Here is an 11880-nt window from a genome sequence, read left to right as displayed (position 1 = left end):
GCGCGTCGGGGTGGGACGATGCGTCCACAGGCAGGGGCGCAGGAGCATAGGCCAGGAGACCTAGGCTTTAGATCTTATGTTTTTATACCTAGGACTAAGTGCTTTAACCGTGTCACTTGAAGTGACTACGCAACTTGCGTATGGTTTTGTCACGGAAGAGGATATCCGAGGGTGCCGATCAGGCTGGAGATCGTTTCCGACGAGAGCGATGAGCCGGTCGTCGTCGCCCTCATCCACCTGCCGGTGGGCATTCTCGAAGTGATGGCCGAAGTGATCTGGGAAGAGGAACGGCTGCGTCTGGACGGTCTTCATTGCCACGGCGTTGGGTAAGGCCGAACGACGTCGGGCTTCCCGCCCTGCGAAGGATTCTGCGGGAGGTACTGGATGAACTCGGACTCGATGAAGCCATCGTCAGCGGCGCGATCCGGACGACCGGTGCCGCACCGGGACGTCTGCCGCGTCCTCTCAGGATCACCCGCCACACTTGCCCTTCGCGCGGACGCTCATAGGGCTGACGCCCCCGGCGTCAGCCTGGTCCTCGCGAAGCGACATCTGAGTCTCAGAAGCGCGCGGGTGGCCGCCACGAAGCTGTTCGACACGGGCTTCGTCGTCGTCATACTTCCCGCCCTGGAGAATCTCGAAATCCTGCGAAGCGAATTCGCGGATCTGCAGGTGGATGCCGTCCTCCATGGTCCACCCGACCGCGTCGACGTGAAGCGCCTGCGCGAGCGGCAGGGCCTGACGCAGGAAGAGTTCGCGACCGAATTCGGCCTCGATCTGTCGACGCTCCGCAACTGGGAGCAGGGACGCTCGGAGCCCGACACGGCAACGCGAACGCTCCTGCGCACGATCGCCGCTCACCCGGCGGCCGTCCACGCGGCGCTGAAGCGGCAGGACTAAATTCCAAAGCGAGGCCTGAACGGGGGGATCAAGGCTGCATTTTCTTGCAGCCTTCCCTTGCCGCCCTGCTCCGCGCGTCTAGGTTCTGTGCGCATGAACTCAGTCCTCATCGTCGCCCTCGTCTGCGCCTCCACGGTCCAGGCCCCCGACTGCTCCCGCGAGACGGCCCTCGACGTGATCACGGGGCCGGCCCATACGCTCCAGGAATGCATGATGCAGGGGCCCGTCCTGGCGGCCAATGCCGGCCACGGCAACGACACGGACACCTACGTGAAGACCCGCTGCGAACCGCGGCGCTGACCGGCGGGAGCGACCATTCCATGAGCGACGACAGCGTCAGCCCCGACCGGGCGGTGATGATCCGCCTGCGCGCCCGCCTCGCGGTGGTGGAGCGGGCGGCCTGGTTCGGCTTCGCCGAGGCGATGCGGCGCCAGCCCGAGGAGACCGAGGCCTATATCGCGGCCGAGCGGGCCAAATGCGCCGAGGGCTTCGCCGGCCCGAAATGGGCGCGCGACCTCACCGATGCGGAGCGGGCGATGCTCGGCGCCGAGGTCGATGCGGGGCTGGCGCAGCTGGTGGAGGATGCCAAGGCCGGGTGAGTCTCCCGGCTCCCTCCCCTTCCCCGGACGGGTGGAGCGAGAGCGGAACCCGATCCGGAGCCCATCCTGGGACGTCGCAAAGCGTCCGAAGCCTTATGCCGTCCGTATCGAGCCGCTGACGCGGCCCTTCTTTCCCTGGGTCCCGGCTCACCTTCCGCTCCGCTCCAGGCGGCCGGGAAAGGGGAGCGTCAAGGGATAGGAGAATGCGGTCTCTCCCGGATCGAGAGATGGACCACAAGGACCGCGCCCCCTTCCCCGGACGGGTGGAGCGAAGCGGAGCCCGATCCGGGGGCCAGACTACGATGCCGCGAAGCGTCCGAAGCCTCGTGCCGTTCGTATCGAGCCGCTGACGCGGCCCTTTTTCCCTGGGTCCCGGCTCACCTTCCGCTCCGCTCCAGGCGGCCGGGAAAGGAGAGCGTCAAGGGATAGAGCGCGCCCCCTACCCGCCCCACAGATCCCGCCAGGCCGGCGGCATCGACGATCCGGGCGGGCTCGTCGCCGCGTGGGTGCCGATGGCGACCGCGCGGGCGAGGGTGTCGGCCGCCGCCGCGCCGATCCGGGCGAGGTCCGTCACCGGGTCGGCCAGGGGAACCCGCCCGGTGGAGACCGCGAAGACCACGTCGCCGTCGAGCGGGGTATGGACCGGATGGATCGCCCGCGACAGCCCGTCCTGCGCCATCACCGCGAGGCGGCGGGCCTGGGCCTTGGTGAGGGCCGCGTCGGTGGCGACGACCGCGAGCGTAGTATTGGCCCCGGGCAGGGCCACGCGCGGCCAGGTGAAGGCATCCTCCGGCATCGCCGCCGGAAAGCCGAGGCCGCCGAACTCCCCGTCCCGCTCGAAGGGGGCGGCCCAGAACTGCCGCCCCTCCCCCACCGTGACCCGGCCGAAGGCGTTGACGGCCACCAGCGCGCCGACCCTCGCCCGCGTGCCGTCGACGAGGGACGAGGCCGAGCCGAGGCCGCCCTTGAGGTTGGCCGTGCGCGCGCCGTAGCCCGCCCCCACGGTGCCGAGGGCGAAGTCTTCGTCCGCGGCGGCGGCGGCCGCGTAGCCGAGGTCGCGATAGGGCGAAAAGCGCCCCCAGTTCTTGTCGCCGCCGTTGAGGAGGTCGAACAGGATCGCGCCGGGCACGATGGGCACCCGGACGTCGCCGATGGGAAACCCCCTCCCCGCCCCGGCGAGCCAGGCGACGACGCCCGCGCCCGCATCGAGGCCGAAGGTAGAGCCGCCGGAGAGGACCAGGGCGTCGATGCGCTCCACCGTGCGCTCGGGGTCTAGGAGGTCGGTCTCGCGGGTCCCCGGCCCGCCGCCGCGCACGTCGATACCGGCCACCACGGCTGCGTCGAACAGGATCGCGGTGGTGCCGCTGACGACCCGCGCGTCGTGGGCGTGGCCGACCCTGATGCCGGCGATGTCGGTGATGCGGTTGCGCATCCTGGCTGACCTCCGATGTCTCTCAGAACGATCGCATGCCGGGGCGACCCGGACCAGCGGCGACGGGTTCTGACAGAGCCTTGGCCCGCCGCGCGGCGCGGACGGAATCGGCGGCGTAGAGGGCGAGCGCCAGCCAGATCAGGACGAAGAGCAAGGCCCGGTGCGTCTCCAGCCGCTCGCCGTAGACGAGGACGCTGAGGCCCAGCAGGCACGAGGGGGCGAGGTACTGCATCAGCCCGAGGGTGGAGAGGGTGAGGCGCTGGGCGGCGGCGGCGAACCAGATCAGCGGCAGGGCGGTGGTGGCGCCGGTGAGGAGCAGGAGCGCGAGCCGGACGGGATCGCCGTTCACCACCGGCCCGGCGAGGAAGGCGAGGTAGAAGCCGGCGACGGGCAGGAGCAGGAAGGTCTCGGCGGCAAAGCCCACCATGGCGTCGACGCCGACGACCTTGCGCACCAGGCCGTAGAGCGAGAAGCTCGCGGCCAGGCTCAGGGAGACCCAGGGCAGCTGCCCGGCCAGGATCACCGCCAGCACCACGGCGGCGGCGGCCAATCCCACCGCCACGGCCTGGACCGGCCGCAGCCGCTCGCCGAGGACGAGCGCGCCGAGCGCGACGCTCATCAGCGGGTTGATGAAATAGCCCAGACTCGCATCCAGCATGTGCCCGGACTGGACCGCCACGAGGTAGAGCAGCCAGTTGAAGGCGATGAGCCCGGCCGAGACCACGAGAAGCGCGTGGCGCCGCCTGAGGGGAAACGGGTTGCGCACCCGCCGGCGCAGGATCGCCAGCAGGCCGACCACGAGCACGCTCGACCAGACGATGCGGTGGGCGAGGATGCTGCCGGCCGGCACGGCATCGAGCAGCCGGAAATGCACCGGGACGACGAGGCCCCAGCTCAGATAGGCCCCGAGCGCGTAGATCAGACCCACGACGTTCCTCCCGTCCCATTCCGAGGTTTGGGACGGGGTCTACACCAAGATCCGGCGGGCCGCGCCGCGTCTCGAACCACCTGTCCCGGACACCCGCAGCGTCAGCGGACGGCGACCCGGGAACCAGCGCAGGACGGGCCGCGCCAGCGGCGCGCTATGGACGGCACCGAAGGTCGGACGCTACGCGGCTTCTCGGGCTGGACCCCGAATCGGGTTCCGCTCCGCTCCACCCGTCCGGGGAAGGGGTAGTGGGTGAAGCGAGCCGCCATCCTCGCGCCGCGGCCTGGGCCACCTGTCCCGGGCGCCTGCAGCGTCAGCGGAAGGCGACCCGGGAACCAGCGCAGGACGAGCCGCGCCAGCGGCGCACTATGGACAGCGCCGAGAGTCGGACGCTGCGCGGCTTCTCTGGCTGGCCCCCGGATCGGGTTCCGCTTCGCTCCACCCGTCCGGGGAAGGGGTGGTGGGTGAAGCGAGCCATCCTCGCGGTCTGGGTCAGACATCATTCTCTCCTCGCGAGATGCGGCGACAGGAAGGGTATGATCGGAACGACGGCGAAGGCTGTGGCCGCGGCGGCGAAGGCCGCCCATTTCGGTCCCACCGCGTCGCCGAGGGGGCCGTAGAGCAGGGGTGCGGCGAGCGCGCTGCCTCCGAGCGTCCAGGTGTAGAAGACCGCGAAGGCTCGCTCGACCCGGCCGTGCGGAGCGAGTTCCGGCACGGTGCCGTAGAGCACCGAGGACGTCCCGTTCAGCATCAGGCCGAGGAGCGGCAGCAGGACAAGCGCGGGGGCGAGCGGAAGGACGACGACCAGCAGGATCGCCGCCGCCGTCCCCGTCTCGGTGAGGACCACGCTGCGCGTCACCCCGAAGCGTTCGCCGATCCGGCCGAAGACGGCCTTGCCGAGCGCACCGCCGACGGCGACGAGGGCGAACGCGACGCCCACCGTGACGAAGGCGGCTCCCTTCTCCTGCAGCAGGAACGGCAGGTAGACGAGAAAGGCCGGACGTGCGGCGTTGTCGAGCACGCCGATGGCGACGAGCAGCCCGAAGCCGGCCCGGCCCGTCGACGGGTCGCCGCCGGGCGGAACCGCCCGCGTCGTCTCCCGCACCGCGTGGCGCGAGACGGGCTCGCGCGGCAACAGGCCGGCGACGCCGAGCGCGACGACGGCGCCGAGACCGGCGGCGAGCCAGAGCACGGAACGCCAGTCGGAAGAGGTGAGGAGGAAGCCGGCGAGCGGCGGCAGCGCGGCCTTTCCGAGATCGCCGGCGAAGTTGTAGGTGCCGAGGGGGCCACGGGCGGTGCTCCCGTAGGCTCGGGTGATCACCGCCGAGGCAAGCGGGTGCTGAGTGCTGCTGCCCGCGCCGGAGAGGGCGAGGGCGGCGCAGAGGCCGATGAGCCCGCCCGATGCGCCGGCCAACGCGTAGCCGCCCGCACTGAGCAACGTACCCAGGACGAGGACGGTGCGCGCGCCGAGCACGCGGGCGAGGGCCGTGGCGGGCATCTGCAGGCCGGCCAGCGCGCCGACATAGAGCGAGCGCAACAGCGCGAGGGCGACGTAGCCGAGGCCGAACTCCGCCTGCCAGACCGGCAGCAGCACGTAGATCAGGTCGGTATAGCCATCGTGCAGGGCGTGATTGACGCCGGCCGCCGCGAGCGTGCGGGCCGGCTGCGGGCCGGGGCTGTCGCGCTCACGGTCCGTCGGGCTCCCCGCCCGCTCGTCGAGGGTCGTCGTCGGCATCGCTCACCGTCCCGTTGTCGCAGGCGACGCTACATCCGTGAGCATTCGGCGATGAGAGACGTTCGCCTCACGTTATCCGTGCGCTAGACTCACGGGTCACGCGTCCCTTTGGGGAGGAGGTACAGGTCCGATGCGTCGTCTTCCGCCCCTTCACGCCTTGCGCGTCTTCGAGGTCGCCGCCCGCGCCGGCAGTCACGCCGCCGCCGCGGCCGAACTTGGGCTGACGCACGGGGCGGTGAGCCGCCAGGTCGCGGCGCTGGAAGCGTGGTTCGGGCAGCGCCTGTTCGTGCGGGTGGGGCGGAACGTGGTCCCGACGCCGGCGGCCCGGGCCTTCGCGGAAGCCGTCAGCCTCACCTTCGACCGGCTCGATGCGGCGGCCGAGATCTGCGGCAGGCCCCTCGCGCCGCGGATCCTGCGGGTGAGCACGCCGACGACCTTCGCCATGCGCTGGCTGATCCCGCGTCTCGACGGCTTCCACGCAGCGCGGCCGGAGGCGGAGGTCGTCGTCACCACGACCACGTCCCTGCACAACGCCCTGCGCGGCGGCTTCGACCTCGCGGTCCGGCGCGAACCGCGGATCGGGACGGGGGCCCGCCATCCCTGGGGCGCCTACCGCGCGGTCCCCTTCCTGGCCGAGGCCAACACGCTGGTGGTGAGCCCGTCCCTGCTCGCGGCCCACCCCCTGCGCGCGCCGGCCGACCTCGAAGGCGGCACGCTGCTGACGAGCGAGACGCGTCCCGGCGATTGGAGCGACTGGCTCGCCGCCGCCGGCCTCCCGGCGGATCTCGGCAGCCGCCGAACGTTCGACCATTATTTCGTCGCGCTGCAGGCGACGGCCGACGGGCTCGGCTACGGCGTCGGGCCGATGCCGGTACTGTCCCTCGATCTGGCGGCGGGCCGCCTCGCCGCGCCCTTCCCGGAGATCGTCGTTCCGCGCCCCGGCTACGTCGCCCTCGTGCCGAACGACGCGGACAAGACGTCGACCCTCACGGCCTTCGTGGAGTGGCTCGTCGCCACGGGCGCGCCATGACCTCCCCCCTTAAGGGATGGCAGCGCTCCATCGGGACGCGCGTCTGGAACGCGTCCCGACGGCAGTGTCACCTTTCCCGGGCGCCTGCAGCGTCAGCGGAAGGCGACCCGGGAACCAGCGCAGGACGAGCCGCGCCAGCGGCGCGATACGACCAGCGCCGGGGTTCGGACGCTTCGCGGGTTTCGATGCTGGGCCCCGGCTCATCTTCTGCTTCGCTGCAGGCGGCCGGGGAAGGGGTCATGGCGAGCGATCAGCGGCGCGGCGGGGTGATCGGGTCGCCACGCAGGAGGGCGTTCAGGCGCTCGGTGTCGAATCCGTCCATGCCCTTCGGCTTGGCGGGCTTCAGCGCGGCGGTCTTCGTCGCCGACGGCTTGGCGGTGGACGCGGCGGGTTTCGATCCGGTGGGCCTGGCACCGGTCGGGCGGGGCGCCACCGGGCCGGTGGTCGAGAGCTCGGCCGGCAGGTCCGACAGGGCCGCGATCGAGCCGGTATCCTGCGGTTCGCTGGGGAGGGGCGCGCGCACCATCTGGGGCACGGGCGCCGTCGGGAGATGGGCCAGCCGGTCGGCGCTGACGAAGCCGATCGCCAGGACGCTCAGGCCGAACACGCTGCCGACGACGAGGAAGCGCAAGATACGCACGCGACACGCTTTCTGAAGAGACTCAACACCTTGAACACCGGTTTTAAACCAAGGCCGTTAACGAACCCGAGCATCGCCCGCCGGCCGGACCGTGCCATTTTCTGACCCTTCGCCCGTCCCTTCGCCCCGTCGCGGGGAGCGGATCTCACAGGATCTGGCTGAGGAAGGCCTGGGTGCGGGGGTGCCGGGGGCTGTCGAAGAACGCGGCCGGCGGGGCCGTCTCGATGATCTGGCCCTCGTCCATGAAGACCACGCGGTCGGCGACCTCGCGGGCAAAGCCCATCTCGTGGGTGACGCAGAGCATGGTCATGCCGCCGCGTGCGAGCTCCGCCATGGTGTCGAGCACCTCCTTGACCATTTCCGGATCGAGGGCCGAGGTCGGCTCGTCGAACAGCATCACCTTCGGGCTCATGCAGAGGGCACGCGCGATCGCCACCCGCTGCTGCTGCCCGCCCGAGAGCTGGCCGGGAAACTTGCCCGCCAGTTGCGGAATGCGGACGCGGTCGAGATAGCCCATCGCCAGCTCCTCGGCCGCCGCCCGTCCCATGCGCTTCACGTGGATCGGGGCCAGCGTGCAATTCTCCAGCACGGTGAGATGGGCGAACAGGTTGAAGTGCTGGAACACCATGCCGACCTCGCGGCGCACGGCGTCCACGCTGGCCGGCACCCCGGTGAGCGCGATCCCGTCGACCTGGATCGTGCCGGCCTGATGCGCCTCAAGGCCGTTGACGCAGCGGATCAGGGTCGACTTGCCCGAGCCCGAGGGGCCGCAGATCACGATCTTCTCCGCCTTCGCCACCGTAAGGTCGACGTCGCGCAGGACGTGGTGGGCGCCGAACCACTTGTTGACCCCGGAAAGGGCGACGGCGGGACCTGTCTGCGGTGTGTCCAAGGCTTCCCCTCTCATCGCCTGTCCCCCGCCGCGAGGCGGCGTTCGATGAACCCGGCATAGCGGGCCATGCCGAAGCACACGCTGAAATAGACCAGGGCCGCGAAGGCGTAGGCGGTGGCCGGGATGGTGGGGGCCGACCAGCGCGGATCGGCGCGGGAGGCTTCCAGCACGCGGATGAAATCGCTGATGCCGACGATGGAGACCAGGGTCGTGTCCTTGAACAGGCCGATGATGGTGTTGACGATGCCGGGGAGCGCCACCTTGAGCGCCTGGGGCAGCACGACGAGGCGCAGGCTCTGGGCGTGGCCGAGGCCGAGCGCCGCCGCCGCCTCGGCTTGGCCCTTCGGCACGGTCTGCAGCCCGCCGCGCACCACCTCCGCCATGTAGGCGGAGGCGAAGAGGGCGATGCCGACCAGCGGCCGCAGCAGCCGGTCCACGGTGATGTCGCCGGGCAGGAACAGCGGCAGCATCACGTTGGCCATGAACAGCACCGTGATCAGCGGCACCCCGCGCCAGAACTCGATGAAGGCGGTGGACAGCACCCGCACCACCGGCATGGTCGAGCGGCGCCCCAGCGCCAGCAGGATGCCGAGCGGCAGGGAGACGACGATTCCCACGACCGCCACCACGATGGTGACGAGGAAGCCGCCCCACAGACCCGTCGCCACCGGAGCCAGCCCCAGCGACGGCGCGCCTGAGAGCAGCAGATAGGCCGAGACCGGGAAGGCCAGGAAGGCGAAGATCGCGCCGAGATCGCGCCGGGGCGCCTCGAGCCACAGCATCCAGCCGGCGGCGAGGGCCAGCAGGGCGAAGGCGAGGTTCGGGCGCCAGCGCTCGGGCGCGGGGTAGGAGCCGTAGGCGAGGTAGTTGATCTTGTCGGCGATGAAGGCCCAGCAGGCCCCCACCGGCCGCCCCGCCACGTCCGGCCGGCATGCGTCGCCCGACGCGCCGGTCCAGACCGCGTCGATGACGAGGAAGCGGATCGCGGCGGGGAGCGCCCAGGCGAGGAAGCCGAGGATCAGGAGCGTGGTGACGGTGTTGCCGAGGCTCGAGAATAGGTTGCGGCGCAGCCAGCCGAGGGGGCCGCCCACGGCGGCGGGCGGCGCGCGCGGTGCGACAAGATCGGAACGCAGATAGTCCGCCATCGTCAGCGCTCCACCATGGTCACGCGGCGATTGTAGAGATTCATCAGGAAGGCCGTGGCGAGGCTCAGCGCGAGGTAGACCGCCATGGTGATCGCCACCACCTCCACCGCCTGGTTGGTCTGGTTGAGCACGGTGCCCATGAAGACGTGGACGAGGTCGGGATAGCCGATCAGCACGGCGAGCGACGAGTTCTTGGTGACGTTGAGATACTGGCTGGTGAGCGGCGGCACGATCGCCCGCAGGGCCTGGGGGATCACCACGAGGCGCAGGGCCTGGCCCCGGCTCAGGCCCAGGGCGGAGGCCGCCTCCCCCTGCCCGCGCGCGACGCTCGACAGGCCGGCCCGGACGATCTCGGCGATGAAGGCGGCGGTGTAGGTGGAGAGCCCCATCACCAGGGCGGCGAATTCCGGTAGGATCGGCAGGCCGCCCTCGACGTCGTAGGGGCCGCGCGCCGGCCAGTGGAGCGCGACCGGATGGCCGGCAAGCCCCAGCCCGATCCAGGCGAGGCCCGGCAGCAGCAGGACGAGGACGAGCCCCGGCAGCCAGACCCGGACCGGGGGCCGCCCGGTCTCCGCGGCGATGCGCGCCCGCCGTCTCACCATCCCGGCGGCGACGATGCCGGCGATGAAGGCGAGCGGCACCAGCCAGGCGGCGCCCGAAAAATCCGGCCGCGGCAGGACGAGGCCGCGCTGCGAGACGAAGGCCGCGCCGCCGAGGCTCGCCGGCGCCTCGGCCGGGGGCAGCGCCACCCGCACGGCCACGTACCAGACGAGGAGCTGCAGCAGCAGCGGCACGTTGCGGATCGCCTCGACATAGGCGGAGGCCAGCCCCCGCGCGAGGAGGTTCGGCGACAGCCGGGCGATGCCGACGGCAAAGCCGATCAGCGTGGCGAGGACGATGCCGAGCGCGGCGGCGAGCAGCGTGTTGAAGAGGCCGACGAGAAACGCGTCGAGATAGGTCGAGGTCGCCGCCGCGTAGGGGATCAGCCGCTGGCTGATGTCGAACCCGGCATTGCGCGACAGGAAGCCGAACCCGGCGACGATGCCCTGTTTCGCGAGCTTCTGCGCGGCGTTGGTGGCGGCGCCGTAGACGAGAACGGCGACGGCGAGGACGAGAAGGGTTTGAAGCGCGACGGCGCGAAGACCGATGGCACGGCGCGGTTCAGTCATGACGGAATCCTCCGCGCGCGACCCCTCTCCCCTATGCGGACCTGCCGGATTCCGGCCTCGGATCGAAAGCGGCTCTCTCGACACACGAGACGTCGAGCCGGGGCGCGGCAAGCTCCCTCTCCTGGAGGGAGAGGAGACCCGCGCCTCCTGCGGGATGCGGAAATCCGGTTGCCGCAGGGTGAGGTGGGGACAGACCTGCGGAGATGGTCCGTCCGTCGCGCAAGCCCCCTCACCGGATCGGTGGCCCGTATTGCAGGCCGCCCTGGTTCCAGAGGGCGTTGAGGCCGCGCGGGATCTTCAGGGGCGTCCCCGCCCCCACGTTGCGCTCGAAGGAATCGCCGTAATTGCCCACATGGCGGACGATCCGGTAGGCCCAGTCGGTGGTGAGGCCGAGACCCTCGCCGTACTTGCCCTCCAGCCCGAGGATGCGCTTCACGTCGGGGCTGAGCGCCGATCTGCGCATCTCCTCGACATTGGCCTGGGAGATTCCCGCCTCCTCGGCATCGATCATGGCGTAATGGGTCCAGGCGACGAGGTCGCGCCAGGGGTCGTCGCCCTGGCGCACGCCCGGCGCGAAGGGCTCCTTCGAGATCGCCTCGTCGAGGATGACGTGCTCGTCGGGATGCGCCGTCTTCAGGCGCTCGCCGTAGAGGGAGGACTTGTCGGTGGAATAGGCATCGCAGCGGCCGGATTCGTAGGCGCCCAGCGTCTGCTCGCTATTGGCGAAGGTGACCACCTGGTAGGTCAGCCCCCGCGTGCGGAACCAGTCGGCGAGGTTGAGCTCCGTTGTCGTGCCCTGCTGCAGGCAGATCGTCGCCCGGTCGAGCTGCTTCACCGACGCGACGTTCAGCGCCTTGCGCACCAGGAACCCCTGCCCGTCATAGAAGGTGATGACGGGAAAGTTCATGGCCGCCGTGTCGCGCGACAGGGTCCAGGTGGTGTTGCGCGACAGGACATCGATCTCGCCCGATTGCAGGGCGGTGAAGCGCGCGGCCGAGGATTGCGGGATGAACCGCACCTTGGCGGGATCGTCGAAGATCGCCGCGGCCAGCGCCCGGCAGAAATCCACGTCGAGCCCGCGCCACTGGCCCTGGCTGTCGGGAATGCTGAACCCGGCGACGCCGCCGCTGACGCCGCAGACGAGATGCCCGCGGGCCTTCACCTGGGCGAGGGTGGCCTGGGCGAAGGCGGGGGTGGCGAACAGAAGCACCACGCATCCCATCCAAACCCTCATCCTGAGGTGCTGCGAAGCAGCCTCGAAGGAGCCCTCCAGCCAGCATCGAGCGATCTGGAAGGCTCCTTCGAGGCCGCCGCTACGCGGCGTCACCTCAGGACGAGGTGAGCGGGTCGGATTTGGCGTCGAGGATGCCGGAAGTCCTTTGGTCATGCCTGCGCATTGCAGAGGATCGG

The 11880-nt window shown here is 70.7% G+C and carries 13 protein-coding genes; 5 read left to right on the top strand and 8 right to left on the bottom strand.

The window, feature by feature from the left end; genetic code table 11:
- Window positions 1-171: 171 nt before the first annotated feature.
- The 4 genes from ACFQ4G_RS06785 to ACFQ4G_RS06770 all read left to right on the top strand — a co-directional run bounded on the left by ACFQ4G_RS06785 (window position 172) and on the right by ACFQ4G_RS06770 (window position 1499).
- Window positions 172-330, top strand: a complete 159-nt coding sequence (locus ACFQ4G_RS06785; RefSeq protein WP_238208292.1) for a hypothetical protein — start codon at window positions 172-174, stop codon at window positions 328-330.
- A gap of 243 nt (window positions 331-573) precedes the next feature.
- On the top strand, window positions 574-900 hold the full coding sequence (locus ACFQ4G_RS06780; RefSeq protein ID WP_238208293.1) for a helix-turn-helix domain-containing protein: 327 nt from the start codon (window positions 574-576) through the stop codon (window positions 898-900).
- A 93-nt stretch (window positions 901-993) separates the two neighbouring features.
- Window positions 994-1200: a hypothetical protein gene (locus ACFQ4G_RS06775; RefSeq protein WP_238208294.1), complete on the top strand. Its 207-nt coding sequence runs from the start codon at window positions 994-996 to the stop codon at window positions 1198-1200.
- A 20-nt stretch (window positions 1201-1220) separates the two neighbouring features.
- Window positions 1221-1499: a hypothetical protein gene (locus ACFQ4G_RS06770; RefSeq protein WP_238208295.1), complete on the top strand. Its 279-nt coding sequence runs from the start codon at window positions 1221-1223 to the stop codon at window positions 1497-1499.
- 439 nt (window positions 1500-1938) lie between these two features.
- On the opposite strand, the gene ACFQ4G_RS06765 is transcribed toward ACFQ4G_RS06770, so the two are convergent.
- The 3 genes from ACFQ4G_RS06765 to ACFQ4G_RS06755 all read right to left on the bottom strand — a co-directional run bounded on the left by ACFQ4G_RS06765 (window position 1939) and on the right by ACFQ4G_RS06755 (window position 5594).
- A complete protein-coding gene (locus ACFQ4G_RS06765) occupies window positions 1939-2931 on the bottom strand; it encodes a P1 family peptidase (RefSeq protein ID WP_238208296.1) in 993 nt (330 codons plus the stop codon).
- Between the two features lie 22 nt (window positions 2932-2953).
- A complete protein-coding gene (rarD, locus tag ACFQ4G_RS06760; RefSeq protein WP_238208297.1) occupies window positions 2954-3859 on the bottom strand; it encodes an EamA family transporter RarD in 906 nt (301 codons plus the stop codon).
- A gap of 499 nt (window positions 3860-4358) precedes the next feature.
- Complete coding sequence (locus ACFQ4G_RS06755) at window positions 4359-5594, bottom strand: MFS transporter (RefSeq protein WP_238208299.1); 1236 nt, start codon at window positions 5592-5594, stop codon at window positions 4359-4361.
- Window positions 5595-5724: 130 nt separating this feature from the next.
- Here ACFQ4G_RS06755 and ACFQ4G_RS06750 point away from each other — a divergent pair, with 130 nt between their 5' ends.
- A complete protein-coding gene (locus tag ACFQ4G_RS06750; protein ID WP_238208301.1) occupies window positions 5725-6624 on the top strand; it encodes a LysR substrate-binding domain-containing protein in 900 nt (299 codons plus the stop codon).
- 250 nt (window positions 6625-6874) lie between these two features.
- Here the strand turns inward: ACFQ4G_RS06750 and ACFQ4G_RS06745 are convergent, their stop codons facing one another.
- The 5 genes from ACFQ4G_RS06745 to ACFQ4G_RS06725 form a co-directional block, all read right to left on the bottom strand.
- A complete protein-coding gene (locus ACFQ4G_RS06745; RefSeq protein WP_238208304.1) occupies window positions 6875-7264 on the bottom strand; it encodes a hypothetical protein in 390 nt (129 codons plus the stop codon).
- Window positions 7265-7409: 145 nt separating this feature from the next.
- Window positions 7410-8171 carry an amino acid ABC transporter ATP-binding protein gene (locus ACFQ4G_RS06740; RefSeq protein WP_238208306.1) on the bottom strand — a complete coding sequence of 254 codons (762 nt, stop codon included), beginning with the start codon at window positions 8169-8171 and terminating at the stop codon, window positions 7410-7412.
- On the bottom strand, window positions 8168-9301 hold the full coding sequence (locus tag ACFQ4G_RS06735; protein ID WP_238208308.1) for an amino acid ABC transporter permease: 1134 nt from the start codon (window positions 9299-9301) through the stop codon (window positions 8168-8170). The genes ACFQ4G_RS06740 and ACFQ4G_RS06735 overlap by 4 nt, the downstream gene beginning before the upstream one ends.
- Window positions 9302-9303: 2 nt before the next feature.
- The gene (locus ACFQ4G_RS06730; protein ID WP_379039935.1) at window positions 9304-10470 is read right to left on the bottom strand and encodes an amino acid ABC transporter permease; all 1167 of its coding nucleotides are present in this window, start codon (window positions 10468-10470) and stop codon (window positions 9304-9306) included.
- Between the two features lie 229 nt (window positions 10471-10699).
- Window positions 10700-11692, bottom strand: a complete 993-nt coding sequence (locus ACFQ4G_RS06725) for an amino acid ABC transporter substrate-binding protein (protein ID WP_238208312.1) — start codon at window positions 11690-11692, stop codon at window positions 10700-10702.
- Between the last annotated feature and the right edge of the window lie 188 nt (window positions 11693-11880).

It is taken from the genome of Methylobacterium marchantiae (genome assembly GCF_042679825.1).
GTDB classification, from domain to species: domain Bacteria; phylum Pseudomonadota; class Alphaproteobacteria; order Rhizobiales; family Beijerinckiaceae; genus Methylobacterium; species Methylobacterium marchantiae.
This window is presented reverse-complemented; position numbering and strand designations above follow the sequence as displayed.